At 62.6% G+C, this 21143-nt stretch carries 21 protein-coding genes and 1 pseudogene; 11 read left to right on the top strand and 11 right to left on the bottom strand.

Annotated features, from left to right (window positions below; translation table 11 throughout):
• Window positions 1-136: 136 nt before the first annotated feature.
• Window positions 137-316 (bottom strand): hypothetical protein, encoded by a 180-nt coding sequence (locus tag XF30_RS12850; RefSeq protein ID WP_036008060.1) that lies wholly within the window; start codon window positions 314-316, stop codon window positions 137-139.
• Between the two features lie 123 nt (window positions 317-439).
• The gene (locus tag XF30_RS12845; RefSeq protein ID WP_036029310.1) at window positions 440-634 is read right to left on the bottom strand and encodes a hypothetical protein; all 195 of its coding nucleotides are present in this window, start codon (window positions 632-634) and stop codon (window positions 440-442) included.
• An 87-nt stretch (window positions 635-721) separates the two neighbouring features.
• Between XF30_RS12845 and XF30_RS12840 the strand changes: the two genes are divergently transcribed.
• The gene (locus tag XF30_RS12840; RefSeq protein WP_109142919.1) at window positions 722-1237 is read left to right on the top strand and encodes a YciE/YciF ferroxidase family protein; all 516 of its coding nucleotides are present in this window, start codon (window positions 722-724) and stop codon (window positions 1235-1237) included.
• 64 nt (window positions 1238-1301) lie between these two features.
• Here the strand turns inward: XF30_RS12840 and XF30_RS12835 are convergent, their stop codons facing one another.
• Window positions 1302-2159 (bottom strand): SDR family oxidoreductase, encoded by an 858-nt coding sequence (locus XF30_RS12835; RefSeq protein ID WP_036029308.1) that lies wholly within the window; start codon window positions 2157-2159, stop codon window positions 1302-1304.
• 248 nt (window positions 2160-2407) lie between these two features.
• Here XF30_RS12835 and XF30_RS12830 point away from each other — a divergent pair, with 248 nt between their 5' ends.
• Complete coding sequence (locus XF30_RS12830) at window positions 2408-2662, top strand: EamA family transporter (protein WP_146207698.1); 255 nt, start codon at window positions 2408-2410, stop codon at window positions 2660-2662.
• Between the two features lie 9 nt (window positions 2663-2671).
• A complete protein-coding gene (locus XF30_RS12825; protein WP_036008072.1) occupies window positions 2672-2905 on the top strand; it encodes a hypothetical protein in 234 nt (77 codons plus the stop codon).
• Between the two features lie 154 nt (window positions 2906-3059).
• On the opposite strand, the gene XF30_RS12820 is transcribed toward XF30_RS12825, so the two are convergent.
• The 6 genes from XF30_RS12820 to XF30_RS12795 are packed head-to-tail and all read right to left on the bottom strand — an operon-like array spanning window position 3060 to window position 10121.
• Entirely contained in the window at window positions 3060-3695 is a 636-nt protein-coding gene (locus XF30_RS12820; protein ID WP_109142917.1) for a pyridoxamine 5'-phosphate oxidase family protein, read from the bottom strand.
• A 40-nt stretch (window positions 3696-3735) separates the two neighbouring features.
• Window positions 3736-5031 (bottom strand): ArgE/DapE family deacylase, encoded by a 1296-nt coding sequence (locus XF30_RS12815; protein WP_109142916.1) that lies wholly within the window; start codon window positions 5029-5031, stop codon window positions 3736-3738.
• Window positions 5028-6716: a dipeptide ABC transporter ATP-binding protein gene (locus tag XF30_RS12810; protein ID WP_109142915.1), complete on the bottom strand. Its 1689-nt coding sequence runs from the start codon at window positions 6714-6716 to the stop codon at window positions 5028-5030. The genes XF30_RS12815 and XF30_RS12810 overlap by 4 nt, the downstream gene beginning before the upstream one ends.
• Window positions 6713-7546: an ABC transporter permease gene (locus XF30_RS12805; RefSeq protein WP_109142914.1), complete on the bottom strand. Its 834-nt coding sequence runs from the start codon at window positions 7544-7546 to the stop codon at window positions 6713-6715. Before XF30_RS12805 ends, XF30_RS12810 begins: the two co-directional genes overlap by 4 nt.
• Entirely contained in the window at window positions 7546-8547 is a 1002-nt protein-coding gene (locus tag XF30_RS12800; RefSeq protein WP_109142913.1) for an ABC transporter permease, read from the bottom strand. Before XF30_RS12800 ends, XF30_RS12805 begins: the two co-directional genes overlap by 1 nt.
• On the bottom strand, window positions 8544-10121 hold the full coding sequence (locus XF30_RS12795; RefSeq protein ID WP_109142912.1) for an ABC transporter substrate-binding protein: 1578 nt from the start codon (window positions 10119-10121) through the stop codon (window positions 8544-8546). The genes XF30_RS12800 and XF30_RS12795 overlap by 4 nt, the downstream gene beginning before the upstream one ends.
• Before the next feature lie 211 nt (window positions 10122-10332).
• Between XF30_RS12795 and XF30_RS12790 the strand changes: the two genes are divergently transcribed.
• Together XF30_RS12790 and XF30_RS12780 are read left to right on the top strand one after the other, a co-directional pair.
• Complete coding sequence (locus XF30_RS12790) at window positions 10333-11193, top strand: AraC family transcriptional regulator (protein ID WP_109142911.1); 861 nt, start codon at window positions 10333-10335, stop codon at window positions 11191-11193.
• Window positions 11194-11731: 538 nt separating this feature from the next.
• The gene (locus XF30_RS12780) at window positions 11732-12847 is read left to right on the top strand and encodes a L,D-transpeptidase family protein (protein ID WP_244608943.1); all 1116 of its coding nucleotides are present in this window, start codon (window positions 11732-11734) and stop codon (window positions 12845-12847) included.
• A gap of 14 nt (window positions 12848-12861) precedes the next feature.
• Here XF30_RS12780 and XF30_RS12775 read toward each other — a convergent pair.
• A pseudogene (locus XF30_RS12775) lies at window positions 12862-13053 on the bottom strand (type III glutamate--ammonia ligase); the annotation flags it as partial.
• A 154-nt stretch (window positions 13054-13207) separates the two neighbouring features.
• Between XF30_RS12775 and XF30_RS12770 the strand changes: the two are divergent.
• Both XF30_RS12770 and XF30_RS12765 read left to right on the top strand, forming a co-directional pair.
• The gene (locus XF30_RS12770; RefSeq protein WP_109142908.1) at window positions 13208-13453 is read left to right on the top strand and encodes a hypothetical protein; all 246 of its coding nucleotides are present in this window, start codon (window positions 13208-13210) and stop codon (window positions 13451-13453) included.
• Between the two features lie 139 nt (window positions 13454-13592).
• Window positions 13593-14504: a catalase gene (locus XF30_RS12765; RefSeq protein WP_502696165.1), complete on the top strand. Its 912-nt coding sequence runs from the start codon at window positions 13593-13595 to the stop codon at window positions 14502-14504.
• Between the two features lie 27 nt (window positions 14505-14531).
• Here the strand turns inward: XF30_RS12765 and XF30_RS12760 are convergent, their stop codons facing one another.
• Window positions 14532-15464, bottom strand: coding sequence for a helix-turn-helix domain-containing protein (locus tag XF30_RS12760; RefSeq protein WP_109142906.1), 933 nt, complete (start codon window positions 15462-15464; stop codon window positions 14532-14534).
• 381 nt (window positions 15465-15845) lie between these two features.
• On the opposite strand from XF30_RS12760, the gene XF30_RS12755 reads away from it, so the two are divergent.
• The 4 genes from XF30_RS12755 (at window position 15846) to XF30_RS12730 (ending at window position 21139) form a co-directional block, all read left to right on the top strand.
• Window positions 15846-16802, top strand: a complete 957-nt coding sequence (locus XF30_RS12755; RefSeq protein ID WP_057026662.1) for a helix-turn-helix transcriptional regulator — start codon at window positions 15846-15848, stop codon at window positions 16800-16802.
• A 1131-nt stretch (window positions 16803-17933) separates the two neighbouring features.
• The gene (locus XF30_RS12745; protein WP_109142905.1) at window positions 17934-19151 is read left to right on the top strand and encodes an NAD(P)/FAD-dependent oxidoreductase; all 1218 of its coding nucleotides are present in this window, start codon (window positions 17934-17936) and stop codon (window positions 19149-19151) included.
• 93 nt (window positions 19152-19244) lie between these two features.
• On the top strand, window positions 19245-20174 hold the full coding sequence (locus XF30_RS12740; RefSeq protein ID WP_109142904.1) for an MBL fold metallo-hydrolase: 930 nt from the start codon (window positions 19245-19247) through the stop codon (window positions 20172-20174).
• 317 nt (window positions 20175-20491) lie between these two features.
• Window positions 20492-21139: an NAD(P)-dependent oxidoreductase gene (locus XF30_RS12730; protein ID WP_109142903.1), complete on the top strand. Its 648-nt coding sequence runs from the start codon at window positions 20492-20494 to the stop codon at window positions 21137-21139.
• Window positions 21140-21143 lie beyond the last annotated feature (4 nt).

The following is a 21143-nucleotide window of genomic DNA, read 5'->3' as shown; positions in this document are numbered from 1 at the left end:
GATCCGCTCCGGACGTCGTCGAGATCAGGGTTGACGGGAACGCTGACCTGCCCCGCGCAAAGCCAGCCTCAAGGCCGTTGACACTCCCGAGCGTCGTCGAGCGCGTCATGTCGCTCGTTTTGGCGCCGACGCTGCATCATCCACGTGCGCAGCAATCGACCAGCAGATTCCAGATCCGCTGCGTCTCTTCTCTCTTATTCGCCTCCGGCACGTTCTCCGCGCTCGACCGATCGAACGCGGCGATGGTGTGGGGTTGGCGAGGCACGATCCACCGCTCCGAAATCGGGTCGTACCATTTGCCGATATTCTCAGTCACGTCGGTCGACTCACAGGTTGACAGGCTCGGGCGATGCGCCCCGCGCGGTCCTCGTTGGAGCCCGTGTGGCGCCACCCGATTCACCAATCAGGAGATCGCATGTTCGTTCCCAGCCCGCCGGCGTCAGCCCGGCCGGGCCGGATGCAGCGTGCGCGGATGCCGCTCGTGCAGCAATCGCGCCAGCTCCTCACGCTCGGTGTCGCGGCCCTTCATCGCGGTCTCGAACAGTGCCTCCTGGATGTCGCGAGGCATGTCGCCCCATACGTCCATCGCCGCACGTCCGAGCAGGCCCACAAAATGATCCACTCCATCGCTCATTCGGCTCTCCCGATCTGCACACGGGAATGGAACAGCGGCGGCCGCTCCGCGTTCCACTGCCATCATTGTGAAAAGGAGACGTCTTTTATGGGATTCTTCACCAAGGACATCCAGTCGATGGAAGACCTGCTGCTGCACGGGCTCCAGGACATCTATTACGCGGAACAGCAGATCCTGAAGGCGCTGCCGAAAATGATCGACAAGGCCACCAACAGGGATCTCGTCGCTGGGCTGAAGGCGCATCTGGAAGAGACCAACAAGCAGGTCGAGCGCCTCGACAAGGTCTTCGCCAAGCTCGGCAAGGAGCCGAGCGGCACGCATTGCCCGGCCATCGACGGCCTGATCAAGGAAGCCGACGAGACCGCCGGCGAGATCGAGGACAAGGCCGTGCTGGACGCCGCGATCGTCGCCAACGCACAGGCGGTGGAGCATTATGAAATGTGCCGGTACGGCACGCTGATCGCCTGGGCGGAAGAGCTTGGCCACGACGACATCGTGCGCTTCCTCACCACCAATCTGAACGAAGAGAAGGCCGCCAACACGAAGCTGAACACCGTGGCCCTGCGCAAAGGCGTCAACGCCAAGGCGTCCAGCGCTGCGTGATTGAAAGCGACTGATTGAGAGTGGCGGCGCCGGTAGTGCGGTGCCGCCACGGTGCTCGCCTGGATCAGATGAACGGCTTGCCGCCGGTGACGGGCAACGTCGCCCCCGACGTGTAGCTCGAAAGCGGATCGGCCAGCATGACATAGGCCGTCGCGAGCTCGGCCGGCTGGCCGGCGCGCTGCATCGGCACCTGCTTGCCGAAGTTCTTGACCCTTTCCTCCGACATGGTCGAGGGAATCAGCGGCGTCCAGATCGGCCCCGGGGCCACCGCATTGACCCGAATGCCCTTCTCGGCCAGCATCTGCGCAAGCCCGCCAGTGAAATTCTGGATCGCACCCTTGGTCGTGGCGTAGGCCAGCAGGCTCGGATTCGGCATGTCGGAGTTCACCGAGGCCGTGTTGATGATCGCGGAGCCCGGCCGCATGTGGGGGACGGCGGCTTTGGCCAGATAGAACATGGCGTGGATGTTGATCTCGAATGTCCGCCGCCATTCGTCGTCGCTGATATCCGCGATGTCCTTGAACGTCGCCTGATGGGCAGCGTTGTTGACGAGGATGTCGATGCCGCCGAGCTCCTCGACGGTGCGACGCACGATGGCGCTGCAATGTTCGGGATTGCTGATATCGCCCGGGATCAGGACGGCCTTGCGTCCCTCCCGCTCGACCAGCGCCTTGACCTCGGCCGCATCCTCGTCCTCGTTCAAATAGGAGATGACGATATCCGCGCCTTCACGCGCATAGGCGATCGCCACCGCGCGGCCGATGCCGCTGTCGCCGCCCGTGATGATGGCCTTCTTTCCGGCAAGACGGCCGGAGCCCTTGTAACTCTCCTCGCCATGATCCGGGCGCGGCTGCATGGCCCGCGTCGAGCCCGGCATCGGCTGCTGCTGCGCAGGATAAGGCGGCTTTGGATAATTGGTCATGGACAACTCCCGGCGTTTGCTGCGCTAACGGAGCGCCGCCGGAAGTGTTCCTGGCGTTGATTCCGTCATCGCACAGCGTGGCTGCACCCAGAGATCCGATTACAGCGGCTTGCGGAACTCTCGGCTAGAAAAACTCCCAAGGATCGCTCACCATGGCGGCACCTTGGAGGGCCATGTTGCGGAGAGCATCTTGAAACTCGCAGGTGTTTTAAAGTGCGCTAAGATATACCAAGCAATCGGACACGGACTTGACACCTGTAGCCAAATCGAACGAGCGGATTTTCGGACTCCTGAGCGCAGCTGGCGTGTTCTGCATCTGGTCCGGCTTTCTGGTCTTCTCGAGGGCCGGCATGCAATCCGGCCTGACACCCTTCGATTTGACCGCACTTCGGTTCCTGGTCACCGGCGCCCTGGTTCTTCCGTTCGCCAAGGCCTGGTGGCCGCGCCACCTGCCGCTGCACGCAATCCTGTCGATGTCAATTTGTGGTCCCGGCGCGCTATAGAGCATTCTGATGTACTTTGGGTTGAAGGGGGCGTCGGCGGCATACGGGGGAGCGTTCGCCAACGGCTCGCTGCCGATCTTCACCATTCTGCTAGGATTGCTTGTCGCACGGCGCGTGCCGTCCCAGCGGCAACTCATTGCAGTTCTCATTCTGCTCGTCGGCGCAGTGCTCGTTGCCATTCCGGGCATGCGCGCCGGCGGCAACAGCGTGGCATCGGCCATCGGGTTCTTCCTCGCAGCGTGACGATGCCGCTTCCGTTCGGATTCGTCGCGTCTGTGCGCTCAGTGCTGCCGCTCGCTACCAACCTCGCAGACATTTCACGGGCGCCAGGCTGCGAGCATGTAGCGTATCGTCGAAACTTTCTGCAGGGCGGACCGCTAGATCAGATTGGTCATTCTCAGTAGAGCCTCGTACGGTATCCTTCTTCCATCGTCTTCTCGGCCTCTTCGACCGCGATGGCGACAGTCTGCTCGGCGATGATCCGGCCGAGCGTCGGGAAACTGTTGCGCTCGACCTGAGCAGCCGGATTCCAGAGCTTCGAGCGCATCAGCGCCTTGCCACAATGAAAATAGGTCTCCTCGACATGGATCTTCAGCCCGATGATTGGGACCACGTTCTGCACCGCGAGCGGCGTCAACAGCTCGGCATCTTGCGAAATCTCGGCGCGGCCATTGACGCGCAGGGTCTCGTTGATCCCCGGCACCAGGAAGATCAGGCCGATGCCGGGGGAAGCGATGATATTGCCGAAGGTGTCGACGCGGTTGTTGCCGCGCCGGTCCGGGATCAACAGCGTCTTGTCGTCGAGCACGGCGACGAAGCCCGGCGCGTCGCCGCGCGGGCTTGCATCGGCATGACCGTTGCCGTCGCTGGTGGCAAGGACGAGGAACGGGGAAAGCGCGATGAAGTCGCGACAGAACCTGTCGAGATGGCTGAGAACCTTCTTCTCGGCGAGCGGGCTGAGCTGCCCGAAATGCGCGCGCAGATCCTCTTGCGTCTTGACCGGCGGCTTGCCGCCTGCACCCTGGCTGTCCATTCGCGAACCTCCCTTTTTGCGGTGAGTTTCCTTCTTTCGGCTAATTGGCCTCGATGCCGCACCAGCTCGCGGTGAACAGCGCAAGCGCCTTGGTGACGCGCTTGACCGAGGCGAGATCGACGCGCTCGTTGAAGCCGTGCGCGCCTTCCATCGTGGCGCCGAAGCAAAACGCAGGCACGCCGAAATCGAGACCATAGAAGCGCGCATCGGTCAGTGCGGTTGACGAGAAGCTGGTCAGCTTGCGGCCGAACACATGCTCGTAGACCGGAGCGAGAACCGCCTCGCTTTCCTGAATCTCCGTCGCCTCGTAGCCCGGCGACAGGAAGCCGGACCAGACGATCTCCGGCGGATTGTTGGCGAGGAATGGATGCGAGCGCGCCGCCTTGGCGACGAAATCCACGATCTCGGCCTGGGCGTCGGCGATCTTCCAGCCGGGCAGCACACCAATGCGGCAATCGACATCGCACCAGGCGGGCACACTGGAGGCCCAGTCACCGCCCTTGATGATTCCAGGATTGAAGTTGAGCGGATGCTCGACCGATTTGAACGAGGGGTGCGTCTTCGCGCGCTCGTTCCATTCGGCCTCGAGACCTTCGAGCTTCTGGATCAGGTGGATTGCAGCCTTGATCGCATTTGAGCCGGTGCCGGCGCGTGCGACATGGACTGGTATCCCGCGCACTTTCAGGCGGAACCAGATCACGCCGACCTGGGCACGCATCAGCTTCTCGTCGGTCGGTTCGGGCAGGATGCAGACATCGGCACGATAGCCGCGCTGAAGTGTGGAGAGCGCGCCGAGTCCGGTGCTCTCCTCCTCGATCACCGATTGCAGGTGGATGCGGCCCTTGGGCCTGTAGCCAGCGGCCTTGATCGCATCGAGCGCGTAGAGCGCCGAGATTGTACCGGACTTCATGTCGCCGGCGCCGCGACCATAGAGCCAACCGTTCTCGACCACCGGCTGAAACGGTGGCCGCTCCCACATGTCGAGCGGACCTGCCGGCACGACGTCGCAATGGCCCTGAAGGATCAGTGAGCGGCCCTCTTCCCTGGCCGGCCGGAAGGTGCCGACAACGGAGCGGGCACGCGAAAAGTCGGTCTCGACCGGCCCGTAGCCCGGCAGCGCCTTCAGATCGTCCTGGTTGATGACCCAGTCATCGACCTCGTAGCCGCGATCGCGCAACAGCTTTGCGAACATGTCCTGACAGGGCGCCTCCGCCGCGCGCGTGCTCGGGATCGCCGTGAACGCGATCGTGGTGTCGATCTGCTCGTCGAAGGCGGCATCCACAGCGGCCTCGATGCGCTCGCGCGCGCCGGCTGGAAGGGGACGGCTGTCGGTCATGAACTCATCCTCGCTGTCGGTAGTGCGCCGGTCACGCTGGCAAAGCCCGGCTGGTCGAAGAAATCGCGGCCCGGGATCGCATCGAGCAGCTCGCGTGTGTAGGCGGCTTGAGGGGCCGTGAAAACGTCCGCGGTCGCGCCCTCTTCAACGATGCGCCCCTTCTGGAGCACGATGACGCGGTCGGCGATCTCGGCGGCGATCCGCAGGTCGTGGGTGATGAAGATCATGGCGAGCTTCATCTCCTGCCGGAGCTCGGCAAGCAGCGCCAGCACCTGAGCCTGGACGGAAACGTCGAGCGCCGACACGGCTTCGTCGGCGATGAGCACGCGCGGCTTGAGTGCCAGTGCGCGCGCAATACAGATGCGCTGGCGCTGGCCCCCAGAGAATTCGTGGGGGTAACGATCGGCGGCGACGGCGTTGAGGCCAACTCGCACCAGCAGCTTCCTCGCCTGCTCCATCGCTTCCGTGCGCGACGTGCCAAAGGCCATTGGTCCGCGCGCAATGGCATCGCCGATCTTCTGGCGCGGATCGAGGCTCGCAAACGGATCCTGGAACACGATCTGGAGCTGTTTTCGCGCCTGGCGGAGCGCCTCGCCGCGAAGCTGGCGCAGATCCTGGCCGTTGAAGCGGATGGCACCACCATCCGGCTCGGTCAGACGCATGATCATGCGCCCGAGCGTCGACTTGCCGGACCCGGATTCGCCGACGACGGCGAGCGTCTCGCCCTCGTACAAGGTCAGCGAGATGCCGTCGGCCGCGACGACCTCGCGCGGCGGCTGCAACAGGCCGCGCTTGACCCGGAATGTCTTCTCAAGACCGATGACTTCGAGCAGCGGTGTAGGATGGACCGCGGTGCGGCGGATCTCGTCGAGCCGCGCCTTCGGAACGGCATCGATCAACTCGCGGGTGTAGTCAGCCTTAGGACTGCGCAGGACTTCCTCGACCGTCCCCTGCTCCACCACCTTGCCGTGACGAAGCACCACGACGCGGTCGGCGACATCGGCAACGACGCCAAAATCATGGGTGATCAACAGCACGCCCATGCCGCGGTCGCGTCGGAGATCGTCGATCAGGCGCAGGATCTGACGCTGGGTGGTGACGTCGAGCGCTGTGGTCGGCTCGTCAGCGACCAGGAGTGCCGGACGGTTGGCCATCGCCATCGCGATCATGACGCGCTGGCGCTGGCCGCCGGACAGCTCGAACGGATAGCTCTTCTCAAGCAGCTTTGGATTTGGCAGCCCGACCTGCGTCAGGAGCTGCTGCACGCGTTCGTGCACCTCAATTGCCGACGGCATCGGCTTCTGATGGGTGAGGATCATCTCCTCGATCTGCCTGCCAACCCGCTTGAGCGGGTTCAGCGAGGATAACGGCTCCTGAAAGATCATCGCGGCTTCGCCGCCGCGCAGGCGGCGCAGCGCCTGCCGGTCGAGCTTTGCCGGATCTTGTCCTGCGACAGTCACGGCGCCCGCGGCAATATTGACGCTCTTCGGCAGCAGCGACAGCACCGCATGGGCGATCATCGACTTGCCCGAGCCGGACTCGCCGACGAGACAGACGACCTCGTTGGGCTTGACCTCGAAGGAGACGTTCTCGACCGCGAACGGGCGATCGCCGCCTTCGGGCAGCGCGATCGAGAGCCCCTCGACCGACAGAACGGGTGCCTTGGCTTGCACGGCGTCGCTCATGACCGACGCCTCGATACACGCGGATTGAGCACATCGGAGAGACCTTCGCCGAACAGGTTGATGGCAAGCACGGTGATGAGGATCGCGAGCCCCGGAAACACGCTCATCCACCAGGCATTACGGATGACGGTGCGGCCGGCTCCGATCATGAAACCCCAGGACATCAGATTGGGATCGCCAAGGCCCATGAAGGACAACGCGCTTTCGAGCAGGATGGCGGTGGCGACCGTCAAGGAGGTCACGACCAGGATCGGCGAGATCGCATTGGGCAGGATATGGCCGAGCACGATCTGCAAGGTGCTCTCGCCCTGGCACAGCGCGGCTTCGACGAACTCACGATTGCGCAGGCGCAGGAACTCGGCGCGGGTGAGGCGCGCCAGCGGCGGCCAGCTCACGGCGCCGATGGTCAGGATGATCGTCAGCAGCGACGGGTTGAAGGTCGCGACCAAGAGGATCGCGAGCACGAAAGCGGGGATGGTCTGGAACAGCTCGGTCACCCGCATCAGCACGAGATCGACCTTGCCGCCGAAATAGCCGGAAATTGCGCCGATCGTGACGCCGATCACCATAGCCGCCATGGCCGAGGCGATGCCGATGACGAGCGACACGCGGGCACCATAGGCGACGCCGGCCGCAACGTCGCGGCCGAGCGTGTCGCCGCCGAGCAGCAGGCCGTCCTCGCCGGGCGGCGTGAACGGCGCGCTGACCATTTCCCAGGGCGAGACCGGAAAGACGATGGGCGCGATGAGCGCGATGACGACCACGACAAGCAGCACGACGAGGCCGACCATGCCGCTAGGATGACGCAGGAAGGCGCGAACCGCATCCATCACGCAGCTCCTGTCGTCATGCGGGGATCGATCAGCCTGTAGATCAGGTCGGTCAGCAGATTGAGCACGATGACCACGATCGACAGAATGAGAAAAATGCCGAGCAGCACGGGATAATCACGCTGGAGCAGCGCATCGAAGGTCAGCCGGCCGAGGCCCGGCCAGGCGAACACCGTCTCGATGACCACGGCGCCGCCGACCAGCGCGCCGGCCTGCATGCCGGCCACGGTGACGACGGGCACCAGCGCGTTGCGCAGCATGTGGCCGACCACAATGCTGGGCCCGGAGAGGCCCTTGGCGCGCGCGGTCTTGATGAAGTCCTGCTGGGCGACCTCGATGATCGAGGATCGCATCAGCCGGGCATAGATCGCGAGATAGATCGCCGCCAGCGAGGTCACCGGCATGATCATGTGCTTGGCGATGTCGAGCGCATGCTCCAGCGGCGAGAGCTTGACGTTGATGGTCTCGTAACCGAACGGCGGCAGCCAGCCGAGTGTCACGGAGAAGACCAGCACCAGCATCAGCCCCAGCCAGAACACCGGCGTCGCATAAAGCACCAGCGACAGCACGGTGAAAACCGTATCGAGCACGCTGCCCGCCGCCAGCCCCGCGAGCGCGCCGAGGGTCGTGCCGATCAACAGCGCGAGGCAGAAGGCCGTCACCGTCAACAGCAGCGTCGCCGGCAGCCGTTCCAGGATGAGATCGACCACCGCGCGGCGCTGGCGGTAGGAATAGCCGAGGTCGAGCCTGACGACGCGGCCGAGATAGCTTGCGAGCTGCACGGCGTAGGGCTTGTCGAGCCCATATTCCTTGCGCAGATCTTCCAGCAGCTTCGGATCGGACGCGCCGGATTGGCCGGCCAAGACCTGGGCGGGATCGCCAGGGGCGGCCCGCACCAGCACGAAGTTGAAAGTGGCGATGACGAGGATGACGGCGACGAGCTGGGCAATCCGGCTCAGTGCCATCAGCCCGATCGTCGCCGCGCTGCCGAGACGGATCACGATTTGTAGACCGACCCGAAGGTTTCGTGCGAGCCGATGCCGGTCGACACGATGTTCTTGAACGCCTTGTCGTAGATGATGGGATATTCGAGCTCCAGCGTCCAGGCGACCGGCACGTCCTCGACCAGGATCTGCTGCACCTTGGAATAAAGCTCCTGTCGCTTGGCCTCGTCGAGCGTGACGGCGGCCTCGTCGAACAGTCTGTCGACCTCAGGGTTGGAATAGCCTTCGGTATTCGAGAACAGGATGCCTTTCTTGATGTTCGACGACACGTAAGTGCGGGAGACCCCGAGCGCGGGATCGCCGAGCTGGTAGAGCAGGTTTTGGGTCATCTCATAGTCCCAGTTGCCGACCTTCTCGGCCCAGCCGGCCATGTCGGTGCCGACGAGGACGAGATCGATGCCGACGCGGGCAAAACTCTGGCGGAAGAACTCGCCGGCGCGCTGATAGGATTCGCCGTAAGGCGGCACGATGTATTTGATCTCAGCGCGCTTGCCGTTGGTGTCGGGCTTCAGCCCCATCTCGTCGAGCAGCGCCTTGGCCTTGTCGATCGAATAGTCGTAGCGCTTGACCTTGCCGTCGTAGAATTTCGTCTTGGACGAGATCGGGCCGGTCGCGACCTTGGCGCTGCCGAAATAGACCCGCTTAGCGAGCGCATCGCGGTCGATCAGGTGCATCACCGCCTGCCGGAAGCGCTTGTCGTTCATCGGCGCGATACGGTTGTTCATCTCGAGCCACTGGTGCGGCGCGAAATACTCATAGCCCTTGGTGGTGACTTCGAGGTTCTTCTGCGCCTTGAAGCGCTGCACGTCGAAGAACTCGACGTCGGTCCATTGCGCGAGTTGCACCGTGCCGTTCTCCAGCGCCAGCGCGCGCGATGCCGAATCCGGGATGATGCGGTAGATGATCTCATCCAGGTACGGCTGGTCCTTCAGATAGTATCCTTCATGGCGCACCAGATGGACATGCGAGCCGCGCACCCATTCCTTCAGCTTGAATGGGCCGGTGCCGATCGCCTTGTCGTTCAGCGGGTTCTTGCGGTAGTCGGTGCCTTCATAGATGTGCTTTGGCACGATCGGCGCCGAGGTGCAGTCAAAGCAGCCGAGGAACGGCGCAAAGGGCTGCTTCAGCTTGAACACGACGGTGAGCGGATCGGGCGCCTCGGCCGAAGCGACGCGCGCAAAATTCTGCCGCGCGCGCGGATGCGTCTCCGTCAACACCTTCATGCAGCTGAACACGACGTCCTCGGACGTCATCGGCTTGCCGTCGTGGAAGGTGATGTTGGGAAACAGCTTGAACGTATAGGTCAGTCCGTCAGGCGAAATCTCCCAGGACTGCGCCATGCCCGGCATCGGCTTGAGGTCAGCGCCATATTTGAGAAGACTCTCGTAGATCTTGCCGCCGAGCGTCAGCGTCGGCTGTTGCTGGTTGAAGGCGGTGACCAGCAGCGGCGGCTCGGGCTGGATGATGGTGTTGAGTGTTCCACCGCGGGTCTGGCCGGCCGCTCGCGTGATGCCGAAGGGGATAGCGGCGCCGGCGGCCAGCATGGCCTGGGTGAATTCGCGTCTGTTCATCGAGCTCTCCGTGTCGCATATCGGCGTGAGAAGGACCTCGCCAGACGCCGTATTCGGCTTTGACGAATCTGGCCGGCGCGAGCATTGTTGCCAAACGCCCTGTCCCGCGCTACCTGATCGGGGACAAGAACCATCGCGATCGGGCCATATCTGGCCCGGAAGATGCATAAGAGCCTTGCAGAAAAGGACTTGGATCGGGAGTTCACGACACGTGAAAGTCGTAGCGCGGCGAGATGTGACTGGCGAATTGCGCACCTGCAGCAAACAGGAGGGCCCCGCAGCGGCCGCCAACTATGCCGGACAACTTCAGACGATCGCGCGGCCGGTCGCCGCGATGACCGCAACTTATCCGAACGAGAGCACCAGCACGCGGCACGCGCATCGGCGCGACCAGTTCATCCTGCAGATCACCGGCGTCACGGCGATGATGACCGAGCGCGGTCATTTCGTGGTTCCACCCGGGCATGGTTTATGGATTCCGGCTGGCGTTGTACATCAGTCGCGCGCCTGGGGTGAAGTCGAGGCCCAGACGATCTATGTCACGCCTGATCGCCGACGAGGAACGTCGGAGACGTGCCGCCTGATTCGTGCATCCTCGCTCGTCGAAGCCCTGATGGACGAGGCGGTGCGGATGCCGCAGACCTACGACCAGGACGGACGCGACGGCAAGCTTCTCGAACTCCTGCTCGCCGAGATCTCACACATGCCGGAGGTGACGCTTCACGTGCAGGTGCCACCGGACCCCCGCCTTGCGGCGATCTGTAAGGCAGTGCTTGGCGACCCCTCCTCGGACCTTACGCTCGACGACTGGGCAGACAAATACAGCCTCAGCCGCCGAACGCTGACGAGGCTGTTCCGCCGCGAGACCGGTCAGAGCTTTTCAATGTGGCGACAACGCGTGCGGCTCCTGGAAGCTTTGGCACGCCTGGGCGCAGGCGAACCCGTCACATGCGTAGCGCTGGACGTGGGCTATGACAGCCCGAGCGCATTCGCCGCCATGTTTAAGCGCGAGCTAGGCGCTGCACCGCGGCATTATCTTCGCTGGACAGATCAAGAAGTCGTGCTGCGCTAGTCGCTAGCGACGACGCCGGTTCGTCGAGATGAAAACCGCGCTGAGACAGCCATCTTGTAGCAATGGTGGTCGCGCCAGCGCGTGCGTTCGCCCGGAGCGGGGACCATCTTGCAGCAGAACCATGATGTGTCATCGCGTGCTGAAGCGCACAGGCGCCGTGATGGATCGCCTGGCGCCTGCCGGAGGTACCGGCGAGGCACGGTGCACCAGCGCGATCACCTCTCGTCGAGTTCAGCCGAGCCTGCCGAACCGGCGCGGCTTGCGGAGAGCACCTTGCCTCGAGGTCGTTCACTCCGTAGACGATGTCGTCCGATTGATCCATAGTATTGCAATCGAACGACTTGTGTTGCGCCTTCGCGTGCTTGCCGGCGCGGCGTCGAACTGCTGAAACAGCGTCCGGTGGTTCGGCGACATCGGGGGTAGAATGGATAGACTTTTCCGGCGAATGCGATGGTGTCGGAGCGGAAGTCGGTCGAGGAGGCTACGATGTTCGTCGGATTTGAGAAATAGCGGCGCGCGGCGGGCCGGAGGTACAGCAGTGATACGCGCCATGGTCCGACACGCAATTGTGCTGGCGGCGGCTTTTGCCGCTGCCTTAGCACCTGCCACATGCTTTGGCGAAAGCAGCAAGCCGTTGCCCGCCAAGGCGACGCAGGAATTGCCGGCCGAGCTGCTCGCGCTGCTCGAACAGAAGAAGATGCCGAAATATTCCCCCATCCTTGTGCGTCTTTTCAAGGACGAGGCAGAGCTCGAAGTCTGGAAGCAGGACACGGCCGGCCGTTTCCAATTGCTGAAGACCTATCCGATCTGCCGGTGGTCGGGCGATCTCGGGCCGAAATTGTACGAGGGCGACCGACAGGCTCCGGAAGGCTTTTATACAGTTACGCCTGAGTTGATGAACCCCAACTCCAATTTCTATCTCTCGATCAACCTCGGCTATCCGAACAGCTTCGACAGGGCAAACAAGCGAAACGGCAGCTTCCTCATGATCCACGGCGACTGCTGGTCGAGCGGTTGCTATGCCATGACGGACGAACAGATCAGCGAGATCTATTCGCTGGCGCGTGACTCATTCCGCGGCGGCCGAACATCGTTCCAGGTCCAAGCCTATCCGTTCCGCCTGACACCGGTGAATCTGGCGCGCCATCGAAACAATCCCAACCTGCCCTTCTGGGAAATGCTCAAGGTCGGCAACGATCATTTCGGGACGACACAACTCGAACCCAAAGTGGATGTGTGTAACCGCCGCTATGTGTTCGATGCGCAACCTTCCCCGAGTTCGCCGCACCCTCTCGTGTTCAATCCGATCGAGAAATGCCCTCCCTTTGTCGTCAATCCGGAAATCGCGCGAAGGGCGCTGGAAAAACGGCGCGCCGACGAGCGCGCGTACGCGCAATTGCTTGAAGACAACGTGCCAGTTGCCCCGATCTACAGCGGATTCGACGGCGGAATGAACAAGGCTTTTCTCGCACGGTACCCGGGCAGGGTGACGCTTGCGAAAGTGATGCCATATGCATCCTACCTGCCGCAATTGCCACCGATCCCCTGGACCGACAATGATGGTTCGTTGACGAGCAAATGGTTTGGTACCTGGTCCTCCAGATCGTCTGTGTGTGATACGGCGCGTGCCGGCTTCCCATCGCGCCAGTGCTGAACACCTGTTGCAACTCAACAGTCCAGAGTGTTGTCTCGCTCCCATTGGGTCAGATGGCGTGCGTAGTCGTTCCACTCCTCATGCTTCAGCTTGATATAGGCGGGTACGAACTCCCCGAGATGATCCCGCAGCACGCTTGAATGTTCGACCGCTCGCAAGGCATCGAGCAGATTCATCGGGAGCCGCTTGGCCGAGGTCACGGTGTGCCTGAAGGTCTCGCGGAACCTGCGGAGACCCGACCGATTGGCCGGGCGCATGCATTAGCAGCAATCGCTCTGTAGGTACGGCAATCGCTCTGGCGCAGCAGCAGACCCGATCCGCTAAATCATCGGCCGACATCCAAGCGGACGGAGAAAAACGATGATCTGGAAAAACATTGTCAGTCCTCGTGTGATCGCACCGGCTTCTGCGCGCTGGTCCGCAAAGTCTGTTTTTTTCTCGAAGGCGGCTGTGACCGTGTCCGACATCGCCAGCATTCTTCAGAACCTGTTTTTGGACCTACGCGATAGCTACCGGCCCGAGCTGCACTACATGCGTGGTCCTGGCCCGAAATGGCGGGCCAAGCATCAGCCTTGGCCAAAGTTCGCCGGACCAGAAGCGAACTGAGGTCCTGCGAACGGTACGCATCGGGGATGCTGCCGTCGGCAAGCTTTGTCGCAGAAACAGACAAGGCGGGAAGGATTCGGGAAAGACGCCCAAGTTGTCCTGCCCAAGATTTACCAACTCTAGATCACGAGGTCCCGTCCTGCCCAAGTTCCCCCGCGGCCTTGCCGGCTCCGCATCCATAGTCGCCGCCATGAAGACGGTTGCCGGCCTTCCGCCAAAGTCACGTGCGAGCTTTGCCAATGGCCGATGCGTTCGCGGCACCTATACCCCATCGGACCAGGCGAAGGAGATCACGAAATCCTGTAGCTTCACCAAGCCTTCGCGCCTCCTGGCGCGCTTCTCGGTGGCGGAAGGCCCAGACACCAACTACCTGTTATTGCGCGGATTCAGCTTCCGGCTTGGCAGCGATGGCGAGCGCTCGGATATTTTAACCCAGAGTGCCCCGGTTCATTTCGCGAGGACCCCCGACCAGATGCTGGCTTTCCTTCGAGCACGTACTCCAGGACCCGACGGCAAGCCGGATCTGGAAATGGTCGAGACATTTTCAGTTGCCAATCCCGAGACGCTGCATCAGGCAAGCTACATCGCCGCGCATCCGCCTGCCGCAAGCTTTGCCTCAACAACCTATTGGGGCGTGCACGCGTTTCCCGCGACCAATTCAAGAGGCGAGACAAGGTTCATCAAGTTCAAGGTCACGCCAGTCGGCGAACAGGCGGCGAGGCGCAGGGCCGCAGCCAACGCAAAACCCACCGAGCTGCTGCACGACCTCGAATCCCGGATCGCGGCTCGCGATATGAGGTTCAGTGTGATGGCGCTGCTGGACCGTCCGGGCGACCCGGTCATGGACGTGACCGTCCGATGGCCCGATGAGGACGGACGCGAAGCGGTACGGCTGGGAACGATCGTGATCACTGGTGTCGAAGAAAATGATGCCTGCGACGAACCCGTGTTCAATCCGGCAACTCTGGCCGAAGGAATCGGTCATCCGTTGGACGAGATGTTTGCGCTGCGTCGCGCCGCTTACGCTATCTCGCAGGCAACGCGTCGCTGAGCGAAAAGGCTTCTGCCGGGGCTCCGATCACTTCTCGCTTTCCGGTGCACCCTGCGCCTCGCGGCGCCACGTTCCCGGGCTGACGCCGACCACAGACGAAAACACCCTCGTGAAGTGGCTTTGATTGGCGAACCCGGCCGATATTGCAATTTCCGACAGCGACAGGTCGCGAACCGTCATCAGTTGCTTGGCCGCCTTCACACGCTGGCGCAGCAGCCACTGGTGCGGCGGCAGGCCGGTGGAGATACGAAACGCGCGCGAAAAGTGGCTGATCGAAAGATCGAACTCGGCCGCGATTTCCTGCAACGAAAGCTTTCCGCCGAGATCGGATTCCAGCCTTTCGCAGACGCGCTTGACCTGCCACGGCGCAAGACCGCCGCGATTCGGTTCAGTGCAGGGACGTAGCCCGCCGTAGGCCTGGGCGACGTGTGCGGTGAGCGCGAGCATCATGTGATCGATGAAAAGCTGGTTCGTCTCGTCTGGCCGACGCAGCGCTTGTTGCAATGACGCGCCGATATGACGGACGACCGTGTCGTCATGGCCTACGCCGAGTTCACAGGCAAGCTGACCGACGCGCGGCATGCGGGGCTGCTCAGTGAGAGCGTCGAGCGCCGAGCGCGGCAAATAGAAAAACAGGGAGTGGAACGGCTTGTCGATCACGTAGCGCGGATCGCGCTTGAGATCGTACAGATAGGTCGCTCCCGCGGGAACATCCGCTTTCATCACGCACTTGCCATTTTCCCAGAGTTCGCAGTCGGGATAATCGTGAAGTTTGAGGCTGACGACGAAAGCATCCTCCGCGGTAAAGGAACCGGAAAGACCCGGCACTGGATTGTCATCCCGGGTTTCGGTGACCGCGAGCTCCACCCCGCGCAGCGAACTCGTTATCAGCGAGGGCGGCGCATCCTTCAGATGCAAAAACCGCCCGAGCTTCCGGCCGAAGGCGCTCGCCTGGGTCATAGGATAACTCTCTCAGCGAAGTTGGACTGACAAGCGCCCGCACGTGATTTCGTGAACCATTATCCGACGCTAGCGCACGGTCGTCCAGTTTCGTCGTGGCAGTTTCGTGACACAAAGCTCAATGTCTGCTCGAGAACGTCAGCGATTTTGTCCATTCGCTGCCGCTTACGACGGCTCCCGGCGTCGATTGCCTATTTCGACAGCAGTTAACCGCCACCGTCCGCCGCGCTGATTGCGACTTTAATCGCGGCGCGGGCGCCTAGCATCAGCTTACAGCAGGATCAGGCAAAGCACGGGAGTTTTGAGAAAGACGCTGGGCCTGTACCCGCTTAGAACGCGCGCCGAACGCTCAACGATGCTCCTCGAAGCTAGGACAGGTTCATGAGCCAGCCAATCTTGCGCGATCATTCGCACCAACAAAACCAGTCAGACGCTTCCGGCGCGCAGCAGCGTTATTTGCAGGTTGCCGACCGCCGTCCTGCCGATGTTGAGATGGCACGCGTGCTTCACACCAAACCACTCAGCATGGCTTTGGACCCCTCTGGGAGCGCGATCGCTCACTGGAAACATGAGCCATTGCACGACGTCGTCGAGCCTATGAGCCATCACGTCATCATGGCTTACAACGGCTCGATGCAGCGCATGGAGCGTCGGACAGGCAGATCGGTTGCGATCGGAACGTTTCGGCCTGGTGTATTGATAATCATTCCGGAGGGATCAAGCTCACGATGGGATATTCCGAAACCTGTTGATGTCGTTCAGCTCTATCTTCCTCACGCAGTGCTCAAGCGCGTCGCTGACGAAGCCAACACCGCCACACCGATCGACCTCGTGGAGCGAACGGCGCATCACGACCCCATTACGTCCCGATTGATCTTGAGCGCGACGGATGTCCTGGAGAGCAATGAGGCGCTGGATACGCTGTTCAGGCACCAATTGATAGACCTCCTGGCCACGCGTCTTCTGGCTGCGCACACCGGCTCGCCAACGACGATCCAGCCAACAATGGGCGGGCTTTCGCCGAAGGTCCTGCTCCGTGCCACCGACCGCTTGCGCTCGGACAGCGATTCGGACGTCTCGCTCGCGGCGCTGGCTTCGGATGCCGGTCTATCGCGCTTTCATTTCTGCCGTGCCTTCAAGGAAAGCACCGGGCTTTCGCCTCATGCCTGGCTGCGCCAGTACCGGCTCGAGCAGGCCATGAGCATGCTGCGCGATAGCGATGAATCCGTCGTCTCGATCGCGGCGGCCCTCGGCTACTCCTCCCAGACCGCCTTCGCCGCGGCATTCAAGAAACTGACCGGCGAAACGCCAAGCGACTGGAGACGTCACAAGCGTTGACGGCATTCGTTCTACCGTAACAAGCTTTTCCCGCACTTATGGCCGACCACGTCCATGGCTTTCCCCCACGGCATCACTGCGGTTCTAGCGGTGAGTGGGAAATCGGCGGTGTTTGGAGCGGCGCGTTCTCGCACGATGACACTCATCGACCGGTCTCGACCTCGCGATGGGTATTCCCGGGTTCTTGAAACGTGAGTGTTGTAATCCGCAGATAACAGTCGAGCGCGTTGTCCGGCACGGCATCCCTGCGATCTCTTGGACCGCGATCCAGCCGGTCATTGACGCGTTGTCGCCGATGGCAATGCCGCCGCACCGGCGAACACTTGCGCGGACATCGATACCGATGTCTCACTCGCGAGGCGGGCCTGTCGAGCTTCCACTTCTGCCGAGCCTTCAAGGAAAGCACCGGGATCTCGCCGCCCGTTCGGCTGCGCCACAGTACCGCTCGATCACCATGAACATGCTGCAAGTCGCCGACGCATGGTTTTTTGTCGATGGCGGCGGAGCTCGGCTACGCGGTCTCGTACGCCCTCGCCGTGGCGTTCAGCGATCGCCTGGGCGAAAGCCCTAGCGCAACGCCGCGTGCGTTAGCAGCAATTGCTCTGCAGGTACAGCAATCGCTCTGGCGCAGTCGCATCTTCGGTCCGCTAGATCATGAGGGTGCCCCACGCCCCAGCAGACGGAGACAACATGCTCAGGAAGAACTTGGTCGACCGGCTTGCAATCACTTCACGCCGAAAAGGCTTCGTGACCGCACTCGTGTACGGACTTTCTTTGGGAGTTCGCTTCACTTCAGCAGCGGGGGAGGAGGTGGAAATTCCAGCGCAGGCCGTGCAACGGACCAGTCCCGTGATTTCCATCATGTCCAAAGTAGGCGCCCAGCTCCCCTACCAGAACTGGGGCCCGAGCCCAGCTTTGCCCGTGACCCTTAACCGTGGCTGGGCATCCCCTTTCGGAGGCTGCCGCGCGGCTTGTGAAAATCCCACGCCGATGTCTTCGGCACCGAACTGCCTACCATAGGGCCCGCCGGTCTTCGGTCCGCCTGTTCGCGTCGACGTCGATCGGAGGATGCTTGCCGCCAAAGAGAAGCGGCGGGCACTACCGAGAAAATCAAACCAAGGAGTAGATCACATGCGACTTGTTATCATAGGAGCCGGCTTCGCTGGCATGTACGCCGCACTTTCCGCAGCCCGCCTGCGCGATATCCAGGGCGTTTCGCCCGAGGAGCTCGAGATCGCGCTGGTCGCGCCAGAGCCAACGCTGGTAGTGCGGCCGCGGCTGTACGAACCGAAGCCCGAGACCCTGACGGCGCCGCTGCTGGAGGTGCTCAAGGCCGTCGATGTTACTTACGTGCAAGGCAGCGCCGAAACCATCGACGCCAAATCCCGCACGGTGGGCATCGTCGCCACCAAGGGTGCGAAGAAGACCCTTTCCTACGACCGGCTGGTGGTGGCGACCGGCAGCCGGCTATTCCGTCCGAACATTCCGGGCCTTAGCGAGCACGGATTTAGCGTCGACTCGCTCGATGATGCAATCGCCCTCGACAAGCATTTGCACGGCCTGGCGAAACGGCCGGCGGCGAACGGGCGTGACACGGTTGTCGTTGCCGGCGGCGGTTTCACCGGCATCGAGGCGGCCACCGAGATGCCGTCGCGACTGCGCGGAATCCTCGGCAAGGACGCCAAGACGCGCGTCATCATCGTCGACCGCAACAAGGCGATCGCGCCTGATATGGGCGAAGGCCCCCGTCCTGTCATCGAAGAGGCCCTGCGCAAGCTCGGCGTGGAGACCCGGCTTGGCGCCGGCATTACATCGCTGGACGAATCCGGCGTCACGCTTTCCGACGGCGAACACATCGAGGCCGCGACCGTGATCTGGGCGGCAGGTATTCGCGCGGCACCGTTGACCCAGCAGATCCCGGCCGAGCGCGACAATTTCGGCCGCCTACTGGTCGACCGGGATTTGCGCGTGCCATCAGTGCCAGGTGTCTTCGCTACCGGTGACGCCGCCAGGGCCGCAAGCGACGATATCGGCAATTACGCGCTGATGTCGTGTCAGCACGCCACGCGAATGGGCGCTTTTGCCGGCAACAACGCCGCCGCCGAACTGCTGGGCGTTCCGACCAAGCCCTATCACCAGAAGGGCTATGTCACCTGCCTCGACCTCGGCGAAGCCGGTGCGCTGTTCACCGTTGGCTGGGAACGCAAGGTGGCGATGGTCGGCGAGGTCGCCAAGAAGACCAAGCAGGAGATCAACACCGTCTGGATCTATCCGCCGCAGCCCGAGCGTGCCGCCGCGCTGGCCTCTGCCGATCCGGAGCGTGTGACTGACGTGAGTGGCTTCTTCTAGGCTTCACGCGAAATGGGCCGCGCCTCTCGCTGGCTGCGCGGCCAACTCAACCGAGATCAGCCAGTACCTTGAACATGAAACAGGAGATCGAGCATGGACGTCGACACGAGCTTAGCCAACACCTCACACTCCGGCGGACCGGGGCCCAACGAACTGGTTCCGTCGCGCTACGCGGTTCAGGTCGGCGACATTGACGTGCTGGTGGTCAGCGACGGCGTGCTACCGCTCCCAACCGCGATGCTGGCACACAACATCGACCCGGCCGTCCGGGCGACCTGGCTGAAAGACATGTTCCTGCCGCCCGACGCTTACGATTGGGCGCTGAATGTGGTCGTGGTGCGCAGCGGCGACCGGACCATACTCGTCGATGCTGGGCTTGGGCTCGACCCGGACTTGCACTTGCCGCGCGCCGGGCAATTGATCAAGCGACTGGAGGCCGCCGGCATCGATCTTGCGTCCGTGACCGACGTGGTGCTGACCCACATGCACATGGACCACATCGGTGGGCTGCTCGTCGAAGGGGTCAAGGAACGGCTACGTCCGGACCTGCGGATCCACGTGGCGGCCGCCGAGGTCAAGTTCTGGGAGGCGCCCGATTTCTCCCACGTCGCCATGCCGCCGGGTTTCCCGGACGCGCTTCGATCGACCGCCAAGCGGTTCGTGAAAGAGTACCGCAGCCAGCTACGGCCGTTCGAGGAGGAGTACGAGGTGGCACCGGGAGTGATCGTCACTCGCACCGGCGGCCACACCCCCGGGCACAGCGTGGTCCGCGTGGCGTCCGGCGGCGACCGGCTGACGTTCGCCGGCGACCTCGTGTTCGCGGTCGGGTTCGAGCACCCCGACTGGTACAACGGCTTCGAACACGATCCCGAGGAGTCGGCCCGCGTTCGTATCAGTCTTTTGCGGGAACTGGCTGAGACCGGTGGACTGCTGGTGGCCACTCACCTGCCGTTCCCGTCCGTCGGGCATGTGGCAGTCGACGGCGACGCCTTTCGTTGGGTCCCGGTCTTCTGGGACTACTGATCGCACAGTTCGATCGAGAGGCGCCTCGTAGGCGCTTCATTCGATAAGGGCCGCGTTGCCGGCGCCGGAGCGCGGCCCGCTCACTCAAAATCCTTTTGGAGCTCGACCTCGATGAAACACGAGACCGTGCGCGCCTCGCAGGTCAACGGCTGCGCCTTCTGCATGCACATGTATATCAAGGAAGCCACCCGCCACGGTGAGTGCCCGCTCCCGTTGATGACCCCGGCGCAACCTGAGTGTCCGCGCAAAGATGCTGCTGGCTTCACGGACCCTCCGCACGGCGATCGCGCCTCGAAGCCGCGCGATGGGAGAGTGTGATGAACGTCGTTGTCTTTGGCTCAACGGGGTCGACAGGACGGCTCGTCGTTGAGTCCGCCTTGTCCGCGGGTCACGTCGTCACCGCCTTTGTCCGTGACCCAAAGCGCATGCCCTTGACGCATCCGAATCTCAGAATCGTCAAGGGCGATGCAATGGATGCAGCCTCGGTGGCATCTGCGGTCCAAGGCGCGGATGCGGTGATCTGCACGTTGGGGATGGTACCTCAGGCGAAGGAGGATCTGGGTCGACGCCAGCCCGGTGTCCCGGTTTGCTCGGTGGGAACCAAGAACATTCTGGCCGCCATGCCTCCAGGCCAGAGTCGACTCATCGTTGAGAGCTCGGTGAGTGTCGGTGAGAGCTACCACACCGGGAGTTTTGGCGCAGGCTTCATGGTCAAGCTCGCACTCAAGGAGGTGATGGCAGACAAGGAGGCGCAGGAGGCAGCTGTCCGGGAGAGTGACTGCGATTGGACGATCGTTCGACCGGCGACGCTGACATTCAAGCGTGCTCGCGGAAACCTGAAGGCCGGGACCGATCTGCGCTGGAACATCACCTCAACAGCCACCCGCGCGGACGTGGCCGAGTATTTGGTCAAGATCCTCGATGACCCCGCGACATACAAGAAGGCCATAACGGTGCGCAACTAGGTTT

It is taken from the genome of Bradyrhizobium sp. SUTN9-2 (assembly GCF_003122645.1).
Classification (GTDB): Bacteria; Pseudomonadota; Alphaproteobacteria; order Rhizobiales; family Xanthobacteraceae; genus Bradyrhizobium; species Bradyrhizobium yuanmingense.
The sequence above is the reverse complement of the archived record's forward strand: the minus strand, read 5'-3'. Positions and strand labels throughout refer to the sequence as shown.

Excerpts from the sequence above, each read along its gene's own strand:
- XF30_RS12845 (WP_036029310.1), bottom strand. The coding sequence starts at position 634 with ATGAGCGATGGAGTGGATCATTTTGTGGGCCTGCTCGGACGTGCGGCG.
- XF30_RS12840 (WP_109142919.1), top strand. The coding sequence starts at position 722 with ATGGGATTCTTCACCAAGGACATCCAGTCGATGGAAGACCTGCTGCTG.
- XF30_RS12835 (WP_036029308.1), bottom strand. The coding sequence starts at position 2,159 with ATGACCAATTATCCAAAGCCGCCTTATCCTGCGCAGCAGCAGCCGATG.
- XF30_RS12825 (WP_036008072.1), top strand. The coding sequence starts at position 2,672 with ATGTACTTTGGGTTGAAGGGGGCGTCGGCGGCATACGGGGGAGCGTTC.
- XF30_RS12820 (WP_109142917.1), bottom strand. The coding sequence starts at position 3,695 with ATGGACAGCCAGGGTGCAGGCGGCAAGCCGCCGGTCAAGACGCAAGAG.
- XF30_RS12815 (WP_109142916.1), bottom strand. The coding sequence starts at position 5,031 with ATGACCGACAGCCGTCCCCTTCCAGCCGGCGCGCGCGAGCGCATCGAG.
- XF30_RS12810 (WP_109142915.1), bottom strand. The coding sequence starts at position 6,716 with ATGAGCGACGCCGTGCAAGCCAAGGCACCCGTTCTGTCGGTCGAGGGG.
- XF30_RS12805 (WP_109142914.1), bottom strand. The coding sequence starts at position 7,546 with ATGGATGCGGTTCGCGCCTTCCTGCGTCATCCTAGCGGCATGGTCGGC.
- XF30_RS12795 (WP_109142912.1), bottom strand. The coding sequence starts at position 10,121 with ATGAACAGACGCGAATTCACCCAGGCCATGCTGGCCGCCGGCGCCGCT.
- XF30_RS12770 (WP_109142908.1), top strand. The coding sequence starts at position 13,208 with ATGATCTGGAAAAACATTGTCAGTCCTCGTGTGATCGCACCGGCTTCT.
- XF30_RS12760 (WP_109142906.1), bottom strand. The coding sequence starts at position 15,464 with ATGACCCAGGCGAGCGCCTTCGGCCGGAAGCTCGGGCGGTTTTTGCAT.
- XF30_RS12755 (WP_057026662.1), top strand. The coding sequence starts at position 15,846 with ATGAGCCAGCCAATCTTGCGCGATCATTCGCACCAACAAAACCAGTCA.
- XF30_RS12745 (WP_109142905.1), top strand. The coding sequence starts at position 17,934 with ATGCGACTTGTTATCATAGGAGCCGGCTTCGCTGGCATGTACGCCGCA.
- XF30_RS12740 (WP_109142904.1), top strand. The coding sequence starts at position 19,245 with ATGGACGTCGACACGAGCTTAGCCAACACCTCACACTCCGGCGGACCG.
- XF30_RS12730 (WP_109142903.1), top strand. The coding sequence starts at position 20,492 with ATGAACGTCGTTGTCTTTGGCTCAACGGGGTCGACAGGACGGCTCGTC.